The following is a 22729-nucleotide window of genomic DNA, read 5'->3' as shown; positions in this document are numbered from 1 at the left end:
ATGTTCGAAGCGGCCAGGTTCGGCGACGAGATATCGCACACCAGCGCGTTGGGGGGCTTCCTGATCGGCGCCGCCCTGGGTATCGCACTGGTTGCCACGGTGGCGATCGCCACGTTCACCTGCGGGTTTGGCGTGGCGTTGCTGGCCGGCCTTGCAGCTGGTATTGGAGGCAGCTTGCTGACCGCTGCCGGAGAGGCGATAGGCAGTATGTTCTCGTCCCCTTCAGGGACGATAACCACTGCCTCACCCAATGTATTCATCAACAGCCGCAAGGCTGCGCGTGTTGAAAAAAGCATTGGCGCCTGCGACAAACACCCGGGGCCGGTGCAAATTGCCGAAGGCTCGACCAATGTGTTCATCAACAGCGTGGCCGCTGCGCGCAAGGGCGACAAGCTGACCTGCGGCGCGACCATTTCCGGTGGTTCTGACAACGTCATCATCGGCGGCGGCACCCACCGCTACCTGCCCGTGGACGATGAAGTCCCGGAATGGCTGCGCACCACCGTGGATGTGCTGATGGCCATCGCCGGTGCCGCAGGCGGTATTGCCCAGCTGATCAAGGCCGGTACCCAAGCCGGCATGAAAGCCATCATGCCTTGCGCGCTAAAGTTCACTGCCGGCTTCGTCGCCGGTGAAGTGGCCAGCCGCTACGTGGTCGAACCCGTGGCCCGCAAGGCGATCGGCGGCCTGGTCGGCAACCCGGTCGATCTCACCACGGGCCGCAAGCTGATCCCCGATGAAATCGACTTCAGCCTGCCGGGACTGATGCCGATCGAGTGGTCGCGCTTCTACGCCAGCGACCTGACGGTCGACAGCGTGCTCGGTCGCGGCTGGGTGCTGCCCTGGGAGCAGAGCCTGCGCCGCCAGGGTGCATTCATCTACCTCACCGACAACCAAGGCCGCGAAGTCCCGTTCGTGACCCTGCAACCGGGCGAACGAATCTACAACCCGCATGAGCAGGTGTACCTGGTGTGCACCGAGGGTGGCCATTACATCCTGCAGACCCTCGACAACCTGTTCTTCTACTTCGGCGAAGTGCCCGACACCAACACCGAAGTGCCGCTGCAACGCATCGAGAACGCCCTCGGCCACTTCCTGCACTTCACCCGCACACCCGACGGCATGCTGACTGACATCAGCGCCACCGGCGGCACCCGCGTGCACTTGCACTACGACAACCCGCTGGGGCGCCTGACCGACATCAAGCGCGTGGTCAACAATGAGGCGGTCGAAACGCTCACCCAGTACCGCTACGACGAACACGGCCAGCTGAGCGCGGTGATCAACCGCAACGGCGACACCGTGCGCAGCTTCAGCTACGCCAACGGCCTGATGGTGACCCACAGCAACGCCCTGGGGCTGGGCTGCCACTACCGTTGGCAAACCCTGGGCGACAAGCCGCGCGTGGTCGAACACTGGACCAGTGACGGCGAGCATTACCACTTCCGCTACGACCTCGACAGCCGCACCAGCTGCGCCACCGACGTGCTCGGCCGTGAGCTGCAAGTGCAGTACAACGCCGACCACCGCGTGGTCGCCAGCCGCGACTACGGTGGCGAGCGTTACACCATCGAGCTGGACGAGCACGGCAACATGGTCGGCCTGGGCCTGCCAGACGGCAACCGGCTCGCCTTCAAGTACGATGAATACGCCCGCCTGCTGGAAGAAACCGATCCACTGGGGCGCAAGATCCAGTACGAGTACCACCACCTGACCACGCTGGTGACCAAAGTCAGCTACCCGGATGGCAGCACCTGGCAGGCGCGCTACGACGACAAGGGCAACCTGCTCGCCGAAATCGATGCCCTCGGCCAGATGACCGAGTACCTGAACAGCGATGACGGCCTGCCGCACACCATCATTGATGCGACCTACAAGTCCAAGTACCTGTGGTGGAACACCCTGGCCCAGGTCGAGCGTTTTCAGGACTGCTCGGGCAAGAGTACGTACTACCGCTATGACGAGCGCCAGCACCTGGTCGCGGTAACGGACGCGCTGAACCAGACCACCACGCTGGAACGCAAGCCCGACGGCGAAGTGCAGCGCATCAGCCACCCGGACGGCACCACCGAAACCTTCACCTACAACGTCTACGGCCAGGTACTCAGCCACACCGACGGCAAGGGCCAGACCACCCGCCTGATGCGCACCGCCCGCGGCCTGCCGAGCAGCCGCCAGGATGCCAAGGGCCAGCGGGTTCGCTACGAGTACGACAAGGCCATTCGCCTGACCGCGCTGGTCAACGAGAACAACGCCACGTACAGCTTTGCCTACGACGTGTCGGACCGGCTGAGCGAAGAAGTACGGGTGGATAACCTGACCCGGCGCTTCAGCTACAACGTCGGTGGCCATCTCACACGAGTGGATGAGATTGGCTATGGCGAGAATGCCGAGCGGCCAGAGCGCCATACGCTGTTCGAGCGTGATGCCATTGGCCGGCTGATCGCCAAACTGAATAGCGACGCACAACAGCGATTCACCTATGACGACGGTGACCGGTTGCTGAGCATCGAGCGGCAACCGACCGGGATCGGCAAGCAGCTTGGGATCACGGAAGAAAAGCTTGAGTACGCCTACGATCTGCTCGGTCGGCTGACCAAAGAAATCAGCCCTGACGGCACGCTCGGCTACGAGTACGACCCACTCAGCAACCTGACCACGCTGACCCTGCCGGATGGCCGCAAGGTCAATCACCTGTACTACGGCAGCGGCCACCTGCACCAGTTGAACCTGGACGGGCTGCTGATCAGTGACATGGAGCGCGATGACCTGCACCGCGAGGTGTACCGCACCCAAGGCAAGCTCACCAGTTGCTTCGGTTATGACGCCATGGGGCGCAAGGCGTGGCAGTTTGCGTCAACCTTGTCGGCTGACAAGCTCTCGCAGGTGCATAACACTGGCGTGAATACCTCGCTGCTGGTGGAGCATGCGTACAACCCGATTCACCGCCGTTACCAGTACGACCCGGCCGGTGAACTGGTGCGCACCCTCGACAAGCTGCGTGGCGAGATCAAATACGAATATGAAGCCAACGGCCAGTTGCGTAGCCGTGATACCGGCTCGCTGGTAGGCAGTGAAGAGTTCCGCTACGACCCGGCAGCCAACCGGTTGGACTTCAATGCGCGGCAGTTCGACAAAGTCAAGGACAACCGGATCAAACAGTGGCGGGACCAGGAGTACCGCTACGACCCGTGGGGCAACCTGATCGAGAAGCGCTCTGGGTACAGCAAGCTGCAGAGCTTTAGTTATGACTGCGAGAACCGGCTTGTGCGGGCGGAGACGTTGGTTAACGGCAAGCTGGAAAGCCGAGGCGAGTACCGGTACGACAGCCTTGGGCGGCGGGTGGCCAAGCAGGCTGAGATCAACGGTGAGGTCGAACAGAAGCGCTTCCTCTGGCAGGGGCTGAGGATGCTGCGTGAGGAGACGCCTGGACAGAACATTCTGTACCTGTACGAGCCGGGAAGCTATGCGCCGTTGGCGCGGGTTGATCAGGTTGAAGGGGAAGGGCAGAAGGTCTATTACTTCCATACGGATCAGATTGGCACGCCTTTGGAGTTGACCGATACCGATGGCAAGATCGTTTGGCAGGCGACGTATCGTTCTTGGGGGGAGATAGAGCAGCTAACGGTCAATGGGGTAGAGCAAAATCTAAGATTCCAGGGACAGTACTTCGACCGCGAGACTGCGCTGCATTACAACACTTTTCGTTATTATGATCCGGCATTGGGGAGATTTGTAACACAAGATCCTGTTGGTTTGTTTGGTGGTGATAATCTTTATCAGTATGCGAAAAACACTCAGTCCTGGATAGACTCATTAGGGCTAGCGTGTGATAAGTGGGATGTTAGTACCCATCAGGCAAACAAAAATGCAGTTAAAGGGAAGAATCTAGGCCTAGACTCACATCATGTTGGGCAGAAAAATTTGATGAAAGACCTTGTCGAGGGCTACGATCCTGCTACAGGGCCTGCTATGCTGGTACCCCGAGTAGGACATACAGTTTCTAAAGAAGGTGTAGGAATTGTGTCTAGAAGTAGTATAAATCCCAGGACAGGACTCCCTTTTACTAGTGCTCGTGATGTGGTTGCGCGCGACATTAGAGAACTTAGGCGTGTTTATCCCGAAGTGCCGAATGAAAAGCTACAGGAGCTAATCGCTCTGAATAAATCTATGTATCCAGAAATGCGGAAGTAGAGGGAGAAATTTATGGGTGATAATAAATTTGTTGATGCTATTTATTCCGAATTGTTTGAGAAAAACTTCCCTCAATATAAAAATTCTCTTACTAAGCCCGTCAACGGAGATAAGGACTCATATGCTCGTGCGCGTAATGCTCTAGCATCGCTAGATGATACTCAAAAACATGATATCATTAACTTTTTTAAAATCGTTATCGCAGACAGCGCTTCTGTAGTGCTTGGGACGTTGGATGGTGTCCATTTTCCGGATGACCTTGAGGGCGATTTTGTTGTAAAATTAGATGGTGAAGATATTCAGGGTGACTTGCAGGATATATTTATCGAAAAATCTCAGCAAGATGGTGTTTACGATTGATTTTTTGAGGCTTTTTTAGTCTGGCTTCGGTTTTTGTTCTTATGTGACATTGTTGAAAAATAGATGTTAAAAAAGCTATTGAAAATAGTTGGGGTGCCAGCTTCAACTATTTTTCCGTTAGCCGATACTGTCGAGCGGCTGGAATGAAGCCGCCTTAGTTAATATAATTATTTTTGTCATTGTCAAAAGTCACGTTCGCTAAACGTGTATAGGTGATTGTGCGGGCCTGTATCCAAGGTGGCTCATTACCTCCTGCAAACCCTCGACAATCTAGAGAAGTGCCGGACACCAACACCGAAGTGCCGCTGCAACGCATCGAGAACGCCCTCGGCCACTTCCTGCACTTCACCCGCACGCCCGACGGCACGCTGACCGACATCAGCGCCACCGGCGGCACCCGCGTGCACTTGCACTACGACAACCCGCTGGGGCGCCTGACCGACATCAAGCGCGTGGTCAACAATGAGGCGGTCGAAACGCTCACCCAGTACCGCTACGACGAACACGGCCAGCTGAGCGCGGTGATCAACCGCAACGGCGACACCGTGCGCAGCTTCAGCTACGCCAACGGCCTGATGGTGACCCACAGCAACGCCCTGGGGCTGGGCTGCCACTACCGTTGGCAAACCCTGGGCGACAAGCCGCGCGTGGTCGAACACTGGACCAGTGACGGCGAGCATTACCACTTCCGCTACGACCTCGACAGCCGCACCAGCTGCGCCACCGACGTGCTCGGCCGTGAGCTGCAAGTGCAGTACAACGCCGACCACCGCGTGGTCGCCAGCCGCGACTACGGTGGCGAACGTTACGCCATCGAGCTGGACGAGCACGGCAACATGGTCGGCCTTGACCTGCCAGACGGCATCCGGCTCGCCTTCAAGTACGATGAATACGCCCGCCTGCTGCAAGAAACCGATCCACTGGGGCGCAAGATCCAGTACGAGTACCACCACCTGACCACGCTGGTGACCAAAGTCAGCTACCCGGATGGCAGCACCTGGCAGGCGCGCTACGACGACAAGGGCAACCTGCTCGCCGAAATCGATGCCCTCGGCCAGATGACCGAGTACCTGAACAGCGATGACGGCCTGCCGCACACCATCATCGACGCGACCTACAAGTCCAAGTACCTGTGGTGGAACACCCTGGCCCAGGTCGAGCGTTATCAGGACTGCTCGGGCAAGAGCACGTACTACCGCTATGACGAGCGCCAGCACCTGGTCGCGGTAACGGACGCGCTCAACCAGACCACCACGCTGGAACGCAAGCCCGACGGCGAAGTGCAGCGCATCAGCCACCCGGACGGCACCACCGAAACCTTTACCTACAACGTCTACGGCCAGGTACTCAGCCACACCGACGGCAAGGGCCAAACCACCCGCCTGATGCGCACGGCCCGCGGCCTGCCGAGCAGCCGCCAGGATGCCAAGGGCCAGCGGGTTCGCTACGAGTACGACAAGGCCATTCGCCTGACCGCGCTGGTCAACGAAAACAACGCCACGTACAGCTTTGCCTACGACGTGTCGGACCGGCTGAGCGAAGAAGTGCGGGTGGATAACCTGACCCGGCGTTTCAGCTACAACGTCGGTGGCCATCTCACGCGACTGGATGAGATTGGCTATGGCGAGAATGCCGAACGGCCAGAGCGCCATACGCTCTTTGAGCGTGATGCCATTGGCCGCCTGATCGCCAAGATCAACCGTGATACGAGCCAGACATTCGCGTACGACGACGGCGACCGCCTGCTGAGCATCGGGCGGCAACCGACCGGGATCGGCAAGCAGCTTGGGATCACGGAAGAAAAGCTTGAGTACGCCTACGATCTGCTCGGCCGGCTGACCCAAGAAATCACCCCTGACGGCACGCTCGGCTATGAGTACGACCCACTCAGCAACCTGACCACGCTAACGTTACCGGATGGGCGCAAGGTCAATCACCTGTACTACGGCAGCGGCCACCTGCACCAGTTGAACCTGGACGGGCTGGTGATCAGCGACATGGAGCGTGACGACCTGCACCGCGAGGTGTACCGCACGCAGGGCAAGCTCACCAGCTGCTTCGGTTATGACGCCATGGGGCGCAAGGCCTGGCAGTTTGCGTCAACCTTGTCGGCTGACAAGCTCTCGCAGGTGCATAACACTGGCGTGAATACCTCGCTGCTGGTGGAGCATGCGTACAACCCGATTCACCGCCGTTACCAGTACGACCCGGCCGGTGAACTGGTGCGCACCCTCGACAAGCTGCGTGGCGAGATCAAATACGAATATGAAGCCAACGGCCAGTTGCGTAGCCGTGATACCGGCTCGCTGGTAGGCAGTGAAGAGTTCCGCTACGACCCGGCGGCTAACCGCCTGGACTTCAATGCGCGGCAGTTCGACAAGGTCAAGGACAACCGGATCAAACAGTGGCGGGACCAGGAGTATCGCTACGACCCGTGGGGCAACCTGATCGAGAAGCGCTCTGGGCACAGCAAGCAGCAGAGCTTTAGCTATGACTGCGAGAACCGGCTGGTGCGGGCGGAGACGTTGGTTAACGGCAAGCTGGAAAGCCGAGGCGAGTACCGGTACGACAGCCTTGGGCGGCGGGTGGCCAAGCAGGCTGAGATCAACGGTGAGGTCGAACAGAAGCGCTTCCTCTGGCAAGGGCTAAGGATGCTGCGGGAGGAAACGCCTGGACAGAACATCCTGTACCTGTACGAGCCGGGAAGCTATGCGCCGTTGGCGCGGGTTGATCGGGTTGAAGGGGAAGGGCAGAAGGTCTATTACTTCCATACCGATCAGATTGGTACGCCGTTGGAGCTGACGGATAGCGAGGGTGAGATTGTTTGGCAGGCAACGTATCGCTCGTGGGGGGCGGTAGAGCAACTGCCCGTTAGTAAGGTTGAGCAGGATCTGCGCTTCCAAGGCCAATACTTTGATGGCGAAACAGGGCTGCATTATAGTCTATTCAGATATTATGATCCTGAGACAGGGCGATTTATTACGCAGGATCCGATAAGCCTTCAGGGCGGGTATAATCTCTATGAGTATGCACCAAGTGCGTTGACCTGGATTGATCCATTAGGCTTGTGCAAAAGCGCCGCTAGTGGTGAGAAGGGACGATCAAAGGCGATGCACGACTTAGAGCGTAACGGCTTTAAGATCGTTGCCGAAGAAGTTACCATGAAGGTTAATGGAAGTAGGGTTAGAGCGGATTTCGTTGCTAGAGATGCTCAGGGGAATTTGCATGTGTTCGAAGTAAAGCATGGCGCAGGTTCGCTTACTAAAAACCAAAAAGCCGCAGGTGTATTTGACATGAGCAATCCTGCAAATACTACGCAGCACCTTGGGGGTGGGACCATTAAGCCATCCAACGGTACTGCGGCTAAGCTGAAAGTTGATACTAAAAGTGCGCGCGGCAAATTGCTTGGTGGTAAAGGAGCCGTGCATGATGCGATATTTAACGTCCTTAAATATGGGTGAATTATGAGTTCAGAGGATCGGTTGCATTTTGAAGCTGCTTTGCTTAAAGAGCTAAAGGTAGTTGCCTCAAGGTTTGAAGGCGTGATGGCCGTAAAGAATAAATTAAAATTTAAGTATAATAAAAAGAATGTGGCTGAACTTTTCTTGGATCACCTTGCGCGCGTAGATTCTTATGTGCTTGCCGGGATAGTTTCCGGGGGGGAGCTTTTTGAGTGCGCGTCAAAATTCAGCCCTCCTTACAAAAGTAATTTATTTAATGATGGCTGTTTTTCTTTCATTTCGTCAGGTGAGCACAGTAAGCGGTTTAGTGGCGGGGGGGATGGGGCTATAAAAACACCGCCTAATGCTCTGGTGGATGAGGTTTGTAGTCATATTCGGATTGTTCTGGAGGAGTTTTATGTTCCCAAAATGCTAGCTGCTATCGTGCCAACTGATAGGACTATAAGTGATATTGTTTTGTCTCCAGATGAATACTCATATCCTGCTGTATTGATACATTGTGCTGCTAAGTTGGGGGGCGTGGCTGGGAATGATGTTAAAATAAAAGAAGCGATGACCTCAAAGAAAATTGTAAAGGACAAGGCCTACGATATTCCGCTGCTCGACGGACTCCTGTAGTGCTTTTGTAGCGAATGTTTTGAAGTGTGCTGTTTACGTGTTCAGCCGCTAATGCACTTGATAGTTGATCTTTAAAAAACTGGCTATTCACGGCTGAAACGTATGTTTCAGTCGAAGCGAGGAGGGCAATTTCTTTGCCAGTTATCTTCACAATTCTCCACCTGCAAGATCTGTATTCACTCGACATGCTCACGATTACTGTTACAGAAAACACAACCTGCCCTACTCCTTCCTCGATGCGTCCTACAAGTCCAAGTACCTGTGGTGGAACACCCTGGCCCAGGTCGAGCGTTTTCAGGACTGCTCGGGCAAGAGCACCTGGTACCGCTATGATGAGCGCCAGCACCTGGTCGCGGTAACGGACGCGCTGAACCAGACCACCACGCTGGAACGCAAGCCCGACGGCGAAGTGCAGCGCATCAGCCACCCGGACGGCACCACCGAAACCTTCACCTACAACGTCTACGGCCAGGTACTCAGCCACACCGACGGCAAGGGCCAGACCACCCGCCTGATGCGCACCGGCCGCGGCCTGCCGAGCAGCCGCCAGGCTGCCAAGGGCCAGCGGGTTCGCTACGAGTACGACAAGGCCATTCGCCTGACCGCGCTGGTCAACGAGAACAACGCCACGTACAGCTTTGCCTACGACGTGTCGGACCGGCTGAGCGAAGAAGTGCGGGTAGATAACCTGACCCGGCGTTTCAGCTACAACGTCGGTGGCCATCTCACGCGACTGGATGAGATTGGCTATGGCGAAAATGCCGAACGGCCAGAGCGCCATACGCTGTTCGAGCGTGATGCCATTGGCCGGCTGATCGCCAAGATCAACCGTGATGCGAGCCAGACATTCGCGTACGACGACGGCGACCGGCTGCTGAGCATCGAGCGGCAACCGACCGGGATCGGCAAGCAGCTTGGGATCACGGAAGAAAAGCTTGAATACACCTACGACCTGCTCGGCCGTCTGACCCAAGAAATCACCCCTGACGGCACGCTCGGCTACGAGTACGACCCACTCAGCAACCTGACCACGCTGAACCTGCCGGATGGGCGCAAGGTCAATCACCTGTACTACGGCAGCGGCCACCTGCACCAGTTGAACCTGGACGGGCTGGTGATCAGCGACATGGAGCGCGATGACCTGCACCGCGAGGTGTACCGGACCCAAGGCGAGCTCACCAGTTGCTTCGGTTATGACGCCATGGGGCGCAAGGCCTGGCAGTTTGCGTCAACCTTGTCGGCCGACAAGCTTTCGCAGGTGCACAACACTGGCGTGAATACGTCGCTGCTGGTGGAGCATGCGTACAACCCGATTCACCGCCGTTACCAGTACGACCCGGCCGGTGAACTGGTGCGCACCCTCGACAAGCTGCGTGGTGAGATCAAGTACGAATATGAAGCCAACGGCCAGTTGCGTAGCCGTGATACCGGCTCGCTGGTAGGCAGTGAAGAGTTCCGCTACGACCCGGCGGCTAACCGCCTGGACTTCAATGCGCGGCAGTTCGACAAGGTCAAGGACAACCGGATCAAACAGTGGCGGGACCAGGAGTACCGCTACGACCCGTGGGGCAACCTGATCGAGAAGCGCTCTGGGCACAGCAAGCTGCAGAGCTTTAGTTATGACTGCGAGAACCGGCTGGTTAAAGCTGAAACGTATGTCGGTGACAGACTGGGAAGCACTGGGCAGTACCGGTATGACAGCTTGGGGCGGCGGGTGGCCAAGCGGGCTGAGATCGACGGTGAGGTCGAACAGAAGCGCTTCCTCTGGCAAGGGCTAAGGATGCTGCGGGAGGAAACGCCTGGACAGAACATCCTGTACCTGTACGAGCCGGGTAGCTATGCGCCGTTAGCGCGCGTCGATCAGGTGGAAGGGGAGGAGCAGAAGCTTTATTACTTCCATACTGACCAGATTGGTACGCCGCTGGAGTTGACGGATAGCGAGGGTGAGATTGTTTGGCAGGCTACTTACCGTTCTTGGGGGGCTGTAGAGCAACTGGCTGTTAGTGAGGTTGAGCAGAACTTACGCTTTCAGGGTCAGTACTTCGATCATGAAACTTGCTTACATTACAATACGTTTAGATTCTACGACTCTGAAATCGGAAGGTTTATATCGCATGATCCGATAGGATTGGCTGGTGGTACTAATACTTATTTGTATGCTACTAACCCCGTTCAAGAAATTGACCCTTTAGGGTGGTGTTCCACGAATCTGGGGAAAAATATGGGAGCTAGAAAAGGTGATGGAATGGCAAACCATCACCTTATTCCAGAAGAAATACTAAGCAACCCGCAATACGCAAATATGTTTGAGCGGCTTAAATTGGTTGGATTTAATGGTGATGGAGCGTCAAATTGGATTTTCCTGCCGGGTAGCAAAGGTTTGACGCAAAAAATTAATCTTGCGGGTCATTGGTCAAATCACGGAAAGTACACGGACGTGATTGAGTCGAAGGTTTCAAATTTAAGTAAAATGTTTGAGGCTGGGAAGCTATCTGATACTCAGTTGGTGTTAGGTATTGGTAAAATCCAAAACTTCGCGAGAGAAGGGCTTGAAGCCAACAGGTTTGTAGTGGATGCGATTACGGGGCGCTTGCTATGAGTGAGAATGAAGAGAATTACTATGTTATCAGCTATAACTCGACGGAGGCAGGATGTCCTGTGAGCATGGCAGGTTTTTTCAATTGCCAGAAATTCGAATGGGATCCCTATGAATCGAATCCTGAAAAGTTGGATATAAAGCATCACTATAGTCTTGAGTTGACGAGTTTGGATTTGGATTTGGATTTGGATTTTGGAAGTTTAGATTTCGATTTTTATCAGGTCGGCGCTATATATGTTTCAAAAAAATTCTTAGACGTTTGCGATAGTGTGGGTGCCAAGTACAGGGCTGTTCCCTTTGACTTGAAATCTGGAAACAAAATAAGACAGGGTGAATTTTTTATTTTTCTTCCGGGCGAAAGCTTGGCGGCGATGGATAAAGAGCGCTCCATATACGAAGTGTCAAAAGATATTGAGAGCGGCCTCATAATAAATAGTCCGCTTTACCCTGGCTCAGTGAGTATTGATAAAATAGATTTGTTTGTTGTTTCTAAATCTGTAAAAAGTGATATTTTTCGTTGCCAAGAGACGCTGGAGTTATTTTGTAGTGAGCGGTTCTTGTTGGCGGCAAGTGATTTAAAGGGGATTTCGTTTGGCAAGGTGGATAGTTTCTATAAGTATGATCCATGGGCGGAGCTTGATGAGCTCTAATTGCTATTGATGCATGGTGATTTATAAACTATCTACTAAATATTAACCCAGTTGACCAAGGCCGGTACCCAAGCCGGCATGAAAGCCATCATGCCTTGCGCGCTAAAGTTCACTGCCGGCTTCGTCGCCGGTGAAGTGGCCAGCCGCTACGTGGTCGAACCCGTGGCCCGCAAGGCGATCGGCGGCCTGGTCGGCAACCCGGTCGACCTCACCACGGGCCGCAAGCTGATCCCCGATGAAATCGACTTCAGCTTGCCGGGCCTGATGCCGATCGAGTGGTCGCGCTTCTACGCCAGCGACCTGTCGGTCGACAGCGTACTCGGCCGCGGCTGGGTGCTGCCCTGGGAGCAGAGCCTGCGCCGCCAGGGTGCATTCATCTACCTCACCGACAACCAAGGCCGCGAAGTCCCGTTCGTGACTCTGCAACCGGGCGAACGGATCTACAACCCGCATGAGCAGGTGTACCTGGTGTGCACCGAGGGCGGCCACTACATCCTGCAGACCCTAGACAACCTGTTCTTCTACTTCGGCGAAGTGCCCGACACCAACACCGAAGTGCCGCTGCAACGCATCGAGAACGCCCTCGGCCACTTCCTGCACTTCACCCGCACACCCGACGGCACGCTGACTGACATCAGCGCCACCGGCGGCACCCGCGTGCACTTGCACTACGACAACCCGCTGGGCCGCCTGACCGACATCAAGCGCGTGGTGAACAACGAAGCGGTGGAAACGCTCACCCAGTACCGCTACGACGAACACGGCCAACTGAGCGCGGTGATCAACCGCAACGGCGACACCGTGCGCAGCTTCAGCTACGCCGACGGCCTGATGGTGACCCACAGCAACGCCCTGGGCCTGGGCTGCCACTACCGTTGGCAAACCCTGGGCGACAAGCCGCGCGTGGTCGAGCACTGGACCAGCGACGGCGAGCATTACCACTTCCGCTACGACCTCGACAGCCGCACCAGCTGCGCCACCGACGTGCTCGGCCGTGAGCTGCAAGTGCAGTACAACGCCGACCACCGCGTGGTCGCCAGCCGCGACTACGGTGGCGAGCGTTACACCATCGAGCTGGACGAGCACGGCAACATGGTCGGCCTGGGCCTGCCAGACGGCAACCGGCTCGCCTTCAAGTACGATGAATACGCCCGCCTGCTGGAAGAAACCGATCCACTGGGGCGCAAGATCCAGTACGAGTACCACCACCTGACCACGCTGGTGACCAAAGTCAGCTACCCGTAAGAAATGATTTATATAATAATACTCAAAATATAAGTCTAAAATTACGCTCAGCTAACAGTTCAGAGAGTGCTAAGATGGGCGCTTCTGGGATTAGATATCGGCAAGATGTTGGGCCGAATTACGAATAGGGATGACTTTTATGATATCGAAAAATGACTTGCTTGAAGAGTGCGATAGTGTGGAGGTACTTCCTGGTAATATATATTTCTTTCAAGATAAAATGCGAGATTATACGTATAATTATTGGTTGAGGTCTTCCGGGTTCCAAGATTTGATTGTGGTTTGTCAGGACGAGCTAGTCGATCAGCTAGCGATTGATGTTATAGGCTCCGTCTCGTCAAATTTAAATTTATTTGCCCCGACGGTATTGGGACTCAAGGGCGTGACAGCAAACTTTACGCACATAATGGTGGTTCCACCCACCTATCATGGCTATTTGAAAGGCATAGAAGGTATCGATAGAAGCAGTCTTTTTTTATGCCTGCCAATTTATAGGTGTGAGTTTTCTGGTCGCGAGTCAGTGGAGGATTTTAGGGAGTTGCGTTTGCACTACATTCCGGTCCTGAACTGGCATAGAGAAAAGCACCCTAAACTGCGCGTCTATTTTGATAATCCCAGAACGGGCGGTGGAACTGACGAGGCTGGTGCCTATTTTCAGTGGTCAAGCCTGCTTAGAGAGATTGATAATATCAATGGCGTTTCAGACGGCTTTATTGAGATTACAAACTGGTCTGACCAAGTCGTAGAGGTTATTTCTCCTAGTGCAGATGTGTATGTTTTGATAAAGGATCGGCGGGACGAGCACGTGCTTTCGCTGGATGATCTGATCGTTACGGTTAAGGCTTTCGTGTTTGCCTGATTTATATTTTCTGTATCTCTTGATCTCAAATCTACAGGGGTGCCACGAACAAATTTCGCGCAGCAGCACGGCGAAATTTCTAGGCAAGCAGTGCTGAGTGCTGAAGGGCAGACGATTCATCCTGGTTTCAGATGATCCTGGAAATGGTGCTCATTCATGATGAACTCTGGTCGGTCTGATGTGACTTATAAACTGGGTACTAAAGACTAAGTTGCCAGCTTCAGTCTTTAGTTACTGGAAGGACACCCCCCGCCTGCTCGAGGGGACTGACCCGCTGGGCCGCAAGACCACCTACGAATATCGGCACCCGACCACGCTGGTGACCAAAGTCAGCTACCCGGATGGCAGCACCTGGCAGGCGCGCTACGACGACAAGGGTAACCTGCTCGCCGAAATCGATGCCCTCGGCCAGATGACCGAGTACCTGAACAGCGATGACGGCCTGCCGCACACCATCATTGATGCGACCTACAAGTCCAAGTACCTGTGGTGGAACACCTTGGCCCAGGTCGAGCGTTATCAGGACTGCTCGGGCAAGAGCACGTACTACCGCTATGACGAGCGCCAGCACCTGGTGGCGGTAACGGACGCGCTGAACCAGACCACCACGCTGGAACGCAAGCCCGATGGCGAAGTGCAGCGCATCAGCCACCCGGACGGCACCACCGAAACCTTCACCTACAACGTCTACGGCCAGGTACTCAGCCACACCGACGGCAAGGGCCAGACCACCCGCCTGATGCGCACCGCCTGCGGCCTGCCGAGCAGCCGCCAGGATGCCAAGGGCCAGCGGGTTCGCTACGAGTACGACAAGGCCATTCGCCTGACCGCGCTGGTCAACGAGAACAACGCCACGTACAGCTTTGCCTACGACGTGTCGGACCGGCTGAGCGAAGAAGTGCGGGTGGATAACCTGACCCGGCGTTTCAGCTACAACGTCGGTGGCCATCTCACGCGACTGGATGAGATTGGCTATGGCGAGAATGCCGAGCGGCCAGAGCGCCATACGCTGTTCGAGCGTGATGCCATTGGTCGCCTGATCGCCAAACTGAATAGCGACGCACAACAGCGATTCACCTATGACGACGGTGACCGGTTGCTGAGCATCGAGCGGCAACCGACCGGGATCGGCAAGCAGCTTGGGATCACGGAAGAAAAGCTTGAGTACGCCTACGATCTGCTCGGTCGGCTGACGAAGGAAATCACCCCCGCCGGAACGCTTGGCTACGAGTACGACCCACTCAGCAACCTGACCACGCTGACCCTGCCGGATGGGCGCAAGGTCAATCACCTGTATTACGGCAGCGGCCACCTGCACCAGTTGAACCTGGACGGGCTGGTGATCAGCGACATGGAGCGAGACGACCTGCACCGCGAGGTGTACCGCACCCAGGGCAAGCTCACCAGCTGCTTCGGTTATGACGCCATGGGGCGCAAGGCCTGGCAGTTTGCGTCAACCTTGTCGGCTGACAAGCTCTCGCAAGTGCACAACACTGGCGTGAATACGTCGCTGCTGGTGGAGCATGCGTACAACCCGATCCACCGCTGTTACCAGTACGACCCGGCCGGTGAACTGGTGCGCACCCTCGACAAGCTGCGTGGTGAGATCAAGTACAAATAGAAGCCAACGGCCAGTTGCGTAGCCGTGATACTGGCTCGCTGGTAGGCAGTGCGCTATCTGCCCGCGAACGAGAGGGATGCTGAACAGGGCGAATCAGCATGACTGCGGCTGCTGCTAGATTAGATGATCCAATCGAGCACTCCAGCGCTTTAGGTGGATTGCTTGCTGGCTTAGCAATTGGTGCAGGCGCGGTACTCATAGGTATTGCCGTTATCGGGAGCGGCGGGCTTGGGGCTGTAGCGCTAGCCGCGATGGTTGGCGCGGGAGCAGCTACTGGCGCTGGAATCGGTCAACCGATTGGTACCTATCTTTCGCTTGGGTGGTGCTCTTCTTGGGGGTGGTATTGGTGGCGAAGGTGGGAAAGCTCTCGATGCGCGATATGAGTTTAAGTCTCAGGGATTTGGCTCTAACCTTGGTAACGTCAAGCTTGTAAACAACCGGTTCTCCCTCCGAAGTCTGATAAAGTTTCACCAGATCTATATGGTGAGCTAAGGAGTAAGACTCCCAGTGCTGCAATTCGAAAAGCTGTGAATCAAGATGTTACTCTTCCCATGAAAGACCCCGCGCTTCCCGGGCTTGAGGTTACGAAGCCTCTCCATGCGGATCACATTGTTCCCATGAAGAAAATTACTGAGATGTAGGGCCTTTCCCGGTTGACTTTCGAGAATCAAGTAAAGGTGCTAAACTAGAAGCCGAACTTCTAAGGATTGAGTGAAGTGGCAAATACTTCAAAAGGGGCAAAGTATTTCACCGAGTGGGAGCTGTACAAGAAGGGGGATGTTTCTGTTGGTCCGGCGTTTCGTTCTGCCATGATAGATAAGGCCGCTAAATTGGAGCCGGAATTACAGCAATATATCAATGATTTGCTTTTGGGGTATTGAGGTGACATGAGGATGAATTGGTCTGATTCTTTAAGGCTGCGTATTACAAGCGAGCTAAAGGGTTATGATGTGTATTTTTCAGTTGACGATGTTCCTCTTGAAGTCGACTTTCCCAAGCAGTGGCTTGGGTTTGGTTTTCTAGATAGTGAAAAAAAACATATTCCTGTGGAGTGGGCTGATTTTTCTGAGTTTTTGCCTTGGGTAAGCGCGTGGCTCGACAAATGTGTGTTAGGAACTGTTTTGGCAGTGAGTGATAGGCCGTATCTCATGTATGTATATGGCGAGGGTGGTGATTTGTATTTCTATATGGGGGGGCTCCGCTAGGCGTTGAAGGGTCAGATCTCGATAGTTATCCCAGCCTTCCTGCGAGCTTCAGGCAGTTCTATTCAAGATTGCATAATGGCTTTGGGTTTTATGTTGGTTGTACTATGGGGCCATCAAGGTTGGAAGATTTTGTTCCAATCAAGGATTTGTGCGATGAAGATTATCCGACGCTTCCTGATATGCTAGGAGTTTTTTCTAGCGGGGCTGGTGATTATTTGGCTTTGGGTGATGGCCCATTCAAAGGCGAGGCTTTTATCTGGTGGCATGAAAAGCCAGAAAGTCCCACAGAAGGAATCGATTTATGGAATGTGATGGACTCATGGATGTCAATTTTTTTGGAGAACTCTGACTCTAACGAGCCTTGTTAGGTATGAATTTTTGCGAGAGTATTGAATACAGGCAGTGCATGCCGTAAGCCAGCGAGCCCGGCCAAGTGGCCTTGAGCGAAACTTTCAGGCTAGGTGATGATTCGAAGACTATTTCTCGGCTAGCAGTTTCCAGTCGATTTCGTATTCGCGACCTGATCGCCATAGGGCATGAGGGCGAGACGATGAATGAGGTTGGTATGTTCTCTAAAGGTGACTTATTGCAGTCCTTTGCTTGCGTGGATGAATACGCCGGTTGCTATTTTTTTCAGCACAAGCTTCCGGAAGTAGTTTATGAATATTGTTTGAAAAGTGCAGATAGGAAAGACCTGCTGGTTATATCTGAGGGCGTAAGTGACAGGGCGTTTTCTGTGGGGGTTGTTGAGTTTTGATAATCCAAGGACTGAAACCGGCACCGATTCAGCCGAATACATAGGGAAGTCTCGATCGTCCGTGGGTAATGTTTCCGGCCATCAAGTCTGAGAGTTGTTTGTGGCATGTTGATGGGGTTAGTGTGAATGGCCGATCACCACTAACAGGAAATTGAAGCCATGCAAACCTACCAACAAGCCCCAGTACACACAGGCAATGATGCCCTGCTGCGGGCATACACGCCCTATGGTTATCACGTGGTTCGGGGCAGGCCTTTGTTGGCCTTTGCCGGCGAGGCTGTTGCGCAAGCGCCGCACTGTTATCTGCTGGGTAATGGCAAACGTGGCTGCCACACCGTGCAAATGCGCTTTCTCAGCCCCGATGCATTCAGCCCGTTTGGTCGGGGAGGCCTCAATGCATACGCCTATTGCACGGGTGATCCCATCAACCATGGCGACCGCGATGGCCATTCGCCCACACGTGCAGTCGGGCAGGCCACCGGACTCGTCTGGGGAACGGTGGGGATGCTCTCGTCGCTGAACAAGGCATCCAGAGCAATAGTCCACCGTTCGATTAAAAAGGCTCAAGGGCAGCCAATACCGAAGGAGTTTGATAACGCGAGCCGTACCAACAATGCGATGATATTTATTGGTGGGCTGGCCGGTACTGTGATCAAGGCACCCGCGGCGGCGCTCGCTCTTTCAGCGCCCTTTGAGTCTATAGGGGCTGAACTGGTGACTGGGGCCGGGATAGGGGCCGCGTCTCTTGCGGGGGTGGGTAAAATCAGGCAACTGTTGACCGATATGAGGTCGACCTATCATCAAGCCAGGTTGAATAGACTGCCCTTCGGTAGGTTGGCAATTGAGTCCATCAAGGAAGCTACGGGGTGGAATCGAATACGCGGCCAGGAGTCGGCCATCCTCGAGCCGTTGCCAGAAAAAGTATTATTAGTTCGCCTGCCTGCCGGCAGGGGATGAACAGTCTGGCAAACGGTGCCAGGTCGCCTCGATGCTTTCGGTTCCACAGTGTGAAACCAGATTCGATTGTGCTTCATCTCTCCTCGCGCTTATCTGTAAGCCAAGCACGACCTGCCTTATACGTCGTGACCTCAAGGCGAACAACAAGAACGGGAAACCACCCGCGCGAGGAGACTCTACATGTCCCGACATCAGCACATCCTGGCCTGGCTGAACGATGTGGCCAGCGACCTGCAGGCGATCCGTCACGATATCCACGCCCACCCGGAACTGGGTTTTGAAGAAAGCCGCACCTCGGCGCTGGTCGCCCGGCTGCTCGAGGCGTGGGGCTATGAAGTGCACACCGGCATCGGCAAGACCGGTGTGGTCGGTGTGCTGCGCAATGGCAGCAGCACACGCCGGCTGGGCTTGCGCGCCGACATGGACGCGCTGCCCATCCACGAAGCAACGGGCGCTGTATACAGCAGCCAGCACCAGGGCTGCATGCACGCCTGTGGCCATGACGGGCACACCACCATGCTGCTGGGTGCGGCGCGCTACCTGGCAGCAACCCGGCAGTTCGACGGCACGCTGACGCTGATCTTCCAGCCGGCCGAGGAGGGCCAGGGCGGTGCCGAGGCGATGCTGGCCGACGGCCTGCTGGAACGCTTCCCCTGCGATGCGCTGTTCGGCATGCACAACATGCCCGGGCTGCCGGCCGGGCATCTTGGTTTTCGCGAGGGGCCGATGATGGCCTCGCAAGACCTGCTTACGGTGACCCTCGACGGGGTGGGCGGCCATGGCTCGATGCCGCACCTGACCGTAGACCCGCTGGTGGCTGCGGCCAGTGTGGTGATGGCGCTGCAAACCGTGGTGGCGCGCAACATCGATGCGCAGGAGGCTGCGGTGGTCACCGTCGGCGCGTTGCAGGCCGGCGAAGCGGCCAACGTGATTCCGCAACAGGCGCTGTTACGCCTTAGCCTGCGTGCGCTGAACGCCGAGGTGCGGGCGCAGACCCTGGAGCGGGTGCGGGCAATTATCGTCAGCCAGGCCGAAAGCTTTGGTTGCCGTGCCAGCATCGAGCACCGCCCGGCCTACCCGGTACTGGTCAACCATGCCGCAGAAAACGCCTTCGCCACGCAGGTGGGGGTGGAGTTGCTCGGTGCCGAGGCGGTGGATGCCAACACCCGCAAACTGATGGGCAGCGAGGACTTTGCCTGGATGCTGCAACGCTGCCCGGGCGCCTACCTGTTCATCGGCAATGGTGTATCGCGGCCGATGGTGCATAACCCGGCCTACGACTTCAACGACGACATCCTGCTGACCGGTGCCGCCTACTGGGGCGCGCTGGCAGAGCGCTGGCTCGCGCCCGCCTGAACTGCCTTTTTGACGACTGCCGCTGGAACCCGGGCGCGACCGCGCCTGGGCGATCACCCAATCATTGTGTGGAGTGTTCCCTATGCAGACTTCGAGCACCGGCGTGTCGCGTACCCGGCAAGTGGTCGCCGCCGTTATCGGCAACGCCCTGGAGTGGTACGACTTTATTGTTTACGGCTTTCTGGCCAGCATCATTGCCCGGCAGTTTTTTCCGTCGGATGACGAGTACGCCTCTCTGCTGATGGCCCTGGCCACTTTTGGGGTCGGCTTTTTCATGCGACCGGTGGGTGGCGTGTTGCTGGGCATGTATTCCGATCGCAAGGGCCGCAAGGCGGCCATGCAGATGATCATCCGCCTGATGACCGTGTCGATCGCCATGATCGCCTTTGCCCCCGACTACCTGGCCATCGGCATGGCCGCGCCGCTGCTGATCGTGGTGGCGCGCATGCTGCAGGGCTTTGCCACCGGTGGCGAGTACGCCAGCGCCACGGCGTTTCTGGTAGAAAGCGCGCCGGCCCACCGCAAGGGCCTGTATGGCTCGTGGCAATTGGTAGGGCAGTGCCTGGCGGTGTTTTCCGGGGCGGCGATGGTGGCACTGGTTACCCACCTGTGCTCGCCTGAGGCACTGGACAGTTGGGGTTGGCGCATCCCGTTTGTGCTCGGGCTGCTGATCGGCCCGGTGGGGCTGTGGATACGCAAGCATATGGAAGAGCCCGAGGAGTTCGTCGAGGCGCGCCGCCAGGCCAAGGGCCAGTCGCCTAGCCTGTGGCAAGTACTGCGTGAGCATCGGCGCAGCCTGCTGGTGTCGATGGGGCTGGCCTGTGGCGCCACGGTGTCGTTCTACGTGGTACTGGTGAACATGCCGACCTTCGCCCACAAGAACCTCGGGCTGCCGCTGGACCAGGTGCTGCTGGTGCAGATGCTGGCCGTGGGGCTGATGACCGTGGTCATTCCTCTGGCCGGGGCGTTGTCTGACCGGGTGGGGCGGCGCCCGGTGCTGATGGCTTTCACCCTGGCCTTTTTCGTGATGGTCTACCCACTGTATGTGTGGGTGGCCGCTGCGCCTTCGCTGGAGCGCCTGCTGGTGATGCAACTACTGCTGTGCACGGCCATCGGCGGCTTCTTTGGCCCGGCCCCGACCGCCCTGGCCGAGCAGTTCCCAGTCGAGGTGCGCTCCACCGGTGTCTCGGTGGCCTATAACGTAGCGGTGATGGTGTTCGGCGGCTTTTCCCCATTGATCGTCACCTGGCTTACCAAGGTGCTCGCTACCCCGGTGGCACCGTCGTTCTACGTGCTGTTCGCCTGCCTGCTGACGCTGCTGGGTACCTATTGCCTGAAAGAAGCACCCCGGGCGGGTAAGCCTGCCGCATTCAACCTTGGAGTAAAACCGTGAAGCCGTTAGCCATCGACCCTATCGTTGCCCTCGATGCCCAAGCTTTGTCCCAGGCCATCCATGCCCGCCAGGTATCGTGCCGGGAGGTGATGCAGGCCTACCTGGCGCATATCGAGCGCTGCAACCCGCAGGTCAACGCACTGGTGTCGCTGCGCCCGGCCGAGGCGGTGCTGGCCGAGGCCGATGAGCGTGACCGTGAGCTGACGCGAGGCCATTCCCGCGGCTGGATGCACGGCATGCCACAGGCGATCAAGGACCTGGCTGCCACTGCCGGGCTGCGCACCACCCTGGGCTCGCCGTTGTTCGCTGAACAGGTACCCGAGCATGACGCAATCAGCGTGGCGCGGGTGCGCGCGAGCGGGGCGCTGATCGTTGGCAAAAGCAACGTGCCGGAGTTCGGCCTCGGCTCGCAAACCTATAACACCCTGTTCGGTACCACCACCAATGCCTACAACCCGCAGCGGGTGGCCGGCGGCAGCAGTGGCGGGGCGGCAGCGGCGCTGGCCATGCGCCTGCTGCCGGTGGCTGACGGCAGCGACATGATGGGCTCGCTGCGCAACCCGGCGGCGTTCAACAATGTGTTCGGCCTGCGCCCGTCGCAGGGCCGTGTGCCTCATGGTCCGGCACCCGAACTGTTCGTGCAGCAGCTGGCTACCGAAGGGCCGATGGGGCGCAGCGTGGTGGATGTGGCGCGGCTGTTGTCGACCCAGGCAGGCGTAGATGCACGGGTGCCGCTGTCGCTGAGCGAGGGCCGCCGCGATTTCGCCGCAGTGCTGCAGCGCGATTTTCGGGGTGTGCGGGTTGGCTGGCTGGGTGACTACAACGGCTACCTGCCGATGGATGACGGGGTGTTGGGCCTGTGTGAAGCAGCGTTGGCCGATTTCGCCGAACTGGGCTGCCGGGTCGAGGCTTGCCAACCGGCATACGACCCGGCGCGTTTGTGGCAATGTTGGCTCACCCACCGCCACTTCCTGGTGCACGGCAACCTTGGCGCGGCCTATGCCGACCCAGCCAGGCGCGCCTTGCTCAAGCCCGAAGCACAGTGGGAGGTAGAGGGCGCCTTGCAGCTGAGCGCGGCCTCGCTGTACCAAGCCTCGCTGGACCGTAGCGACTGGTACCGCGCCTTGGCCAACCTGTTCGACCGTTACGACTACCTGCTGTTGCCGTCCGCCCAGGTGTTCCCTTTCGATGCAAAACTGGCGTGGCCGACGGCCGTTGGGGGCCGGGCGATGGACACCTACCATCGCTGGATGGAGGTGGTGATCGGGCCGACCCTGGCCGGCTTGCCGAGCATCAGCGTGCCGGTCGGCTTCAACAGCGACGGTTTGCCCATGGGCCTGCAAATCATAGGCCCGGCCCAGGCCGATCATGCGGTGTTGCAACTGGCATACGCCCATGAACAGCTGACCCGGTGGGTTGAGCGGCGCCCGCCACCGTGCCTGCAGGCCTGATGA

13 protein-coding genes and 4 pseudogenes are annotated in these 22729 nt (G+C 56.9%); all 17 read left to right on the top strand.

Annotated features, from left to right (window positions below; all coding sequences use genetic code 11):
• The 17 genes and pseudogenes from N805_RS08700 to N805_RS08615 all read left to right on the top strand — a co-directional run bounded on the left by N805_RS08700 (window position 1) and on the right by N805_RS08615 (window position 22726).
• A complete protein-coding gene (locus N805_RS08700) occupies window positions 1-4194 on the top strand; it encodes an RHS repeat-associated core domain-containing protein (protein ID WP_028613925.1) in 4194 nt (1397 codons plus the stop codon).
• Between the two features lie 12 nt (window positions 4195-4206).
• On the top strand, window positions 4207-4554 hold the full coding sequence (locus tag N805_RS08695; RefSeq protein ID WP_019473983.1) for a hypothetical protein: 348 nt from the start codon (window positions 4207-4209) through the stop codon (window positions 4552-4554).
• A 243-nt stretch (window positions 4555-4797) separates the two neighbouring features.
• Window positions 4798-8015 (top strand): annotated as a pseudogene (locus tag N805_RS08690) (RHS repeat-associated core domain-containing protein); the annotation flags it as partial.
• A gap of 3 nt (window positions 8016-8018) precedes the next feature.
• Window positions 8019-8633, top strand: a complete 615-nt coding sequence (locus tag N805_RS08685) for a hypothetical protein (RefSeq protein ID WP_019473964.1) — start codon at window positions 8019-8021, stop codon at window positions 8631-8633.
• 235 nt (window positions 8634-8868) lie between these two features.
• Window positions 8869-11232 (top strand): annotated as a pseudogene (locus N805_RS08680) (RHS repeat-associated core domain-containing protein); the annotation flags it as partial.
• On the top strand, window positions 11229-11882 hold the full coding sequence (locus N805_RS08675) for an imm11 family protein (protein ID WP_033692680.1): 654 nt from the start codon (window positions 11229-11231) through the stop codon (window positions 11880-11882). The pseudogene N805_RS08680 and the gene N805_RS08675, both read left to right, overlap by 4 nt.
• Window positions 11883-11924: 42 nt before the next feature.
• A pseudogene (locus N805_RS08670) lies at window positions 11925-13124 on the top strand (DUF6531 domain-containing protein); the annotation flags it as partial.
• A gap of 142 nt (window positions 13125-13266) precedes the next feature.
• A complete protein-coding gene (locus N805_RS08665) occupies window positions 13267-13986 on the top strand; it encodes a hypothetical protein (RefSeq protein WP_019473106.1) in 720 nt (239 codons plus the stop codon).
• Between the two features lie 412 nt (window positions 13987-14398).
• Window positions 14399-15657: pseudogene (locus N805_RS08660) on the top strand (type IV secretion protein Rhs); the annotation flags it as partial.
• A gap of 666 nt (window positions 15658-16323) precedes the next feature.
• Complete coding sequence (locus N805_RS30965) at window positions 16324-16488, top strand: hypothetical protein (protein ID WP_019473536.1); 165 nt, start codon at window positions 16324-16326, stop codon at window positions 16486-16488.
• A 12-nt stretch (window positions 16489-16500) separates the two neighbouring features.
• On the top strand, window positions 16501-16812 hold the full coding sequence (locus N805_RS29390) for a hypothetical protein (protein ID WP_155412680.1): 312 nt from the start codon (window positions 16501-16503) through the stop codon (window positions 16810-16812).
• Window positions 16813-16880: 68 nt separating this feature from the next.
• Window positions 16881-17180, top strand: coding sequence for a hypothetical protein (locus N805_RS30495; protein ID WP_329959577.1), 300 nt, complete (start codon window positions 16881-16883; stop codon window positions 17178-17180).
• 71 nt (window positions 17181-17251) lie between these two features.
• Window positions 17252-17569 (top strand): hypothetical protein, encoded by a 318-nt coding sequence (locus N805_RS30490; protein ID WP_157222806.1) that lies wholly within the window; start codon window positions 17252-17254, stop codon window positions 17567-17569.
• Between the two features lie 159 nt (window positions 17570-17728).
• Window positions 17729-18526 carry an RHS repeat-associated core domain-containing protein gene (locus N805_RS29745; protein ID WP_026034670.1) on the top strand — a complete coding sequence of 266 codons (798 nt, stop codon included), beginning with the start codon at window positions 17729-17731 and terminating at the stop codon, window positions 18524-18526.
• A gap of 180 nt (window positions 18527-18706) precedes the next feature.
• A complete protein-coding gene (locus tag N805_RS08625) occupies window positions 18707-19882 on the top strand; it encodes a M20 aminoacylase family protein (RefSeq protein WP_019473541.1) in 1176 nt (391 codons plus the stop codon).
• An 82-nt stretch (window positions 19883-19964) separates the two neighbouring features.
• Complete coding sequence (locus N805_RS08620) at window positions 19965-21275, top strand: citrate-proton symporter (protein WP_019473542.1); 1311 nt, start codon at window positions 19965-19967, stop codon at window positions 21273-21275.
• Window positions 21272-22726, top strand: a complete 1455-nt coding sequence (locus N805_RS08615; RefSeq protein WP_019473543.1) for an amidase — start codon at window positions 21272-21274, stop codon at window positions 22724-22726. The genes N805_RS08620 and N805_RS08615 overlap by 4 nt, the downstream gene beginning before the upstream one ends.
• Window positions 22727-22729 lie beyond the last annotated feature (3 nt).

Origin of the sequence: Pseudomonas putida S13.1.2 (assembly GCF_000498395.2) — a bacterium.
In the GTDB taxonomy this organism is placed as follows: Bacteria; Pseudomonadota; Gammaproteobacteria; order Pseudomonadales; family Pseudomonadaceae; genus Aquipseudomonas; species Aquipseudomonas putida_Q.
The sequence above is the reverse complement of the archived record's forward strand: the minus strand, read 5'-3'. Positions and strand labels throughout refer to the sequence as shown.

Bases quoted from the DNA above. Each gene is read 5' to 3' on its own strand.
- N805_RS08695 (WP_019473983.1), top strand. From the start codon at position 4,207: ATGGGTGATAATAAATTTGTTGATGCTATTTATTCCGAATTGTTTGAG.
- N805_RS29745 (WP_026034670.1), top strand. From the start codon at position 17,729: ATGCAAACCTACCAACAAGCCCCAGTACACACAGGCAATGATGCCCTG.
- N805_RS29390 (WP_155412680.1), top strand. From the start codon at position 16,501: ATGAATTGGTCTGATTCTTTAAGGCTGCGTATTACAAGCGAGCTAAAG.
- N805_RS08625 (WP_019473541.1), top strand. From the start codon at position 18,707: ATGTCCCGACATCAGCACATCCTGGCCTGGCTGAACGATGTGGCCAGC.
- N805_RS08620 (WP_019473542.1), top strand. From the start codon at position 19,965: ATGCAGACTTCGAGCACCGGCGTGTCGCGTACCCGGCAAGTGGTCGCC.
- N805_RS08685 (WP_019473964.1), top strand. From the start codon at position 8,019: ATGAGTTCAGAGGATCGGTTGCATTTTGAAGCTGCTTTGCTTAAAGAG.
- N805_RS08700 (WP_028613925.1), top strand. From the start codon at position 1: ATGTTCGAAGCGGCCAGGTTCGGCGACGAGATATCGCACACCAGCGCG.
- N805_RS08665 (WP_019473106.1), top strand. From the start codon at position 13,267: ATGATATCGAAAAATGACTTGCTTGAAGAGTGCGATAGTGTGGAGGTA.
- N805_RS08675 (WP_033692680.1), top strand. From the start codon at position 11,229: ATGAGTGAGAATGAAGAGAATTACTATGTTATCAGCTATAACTCGACG.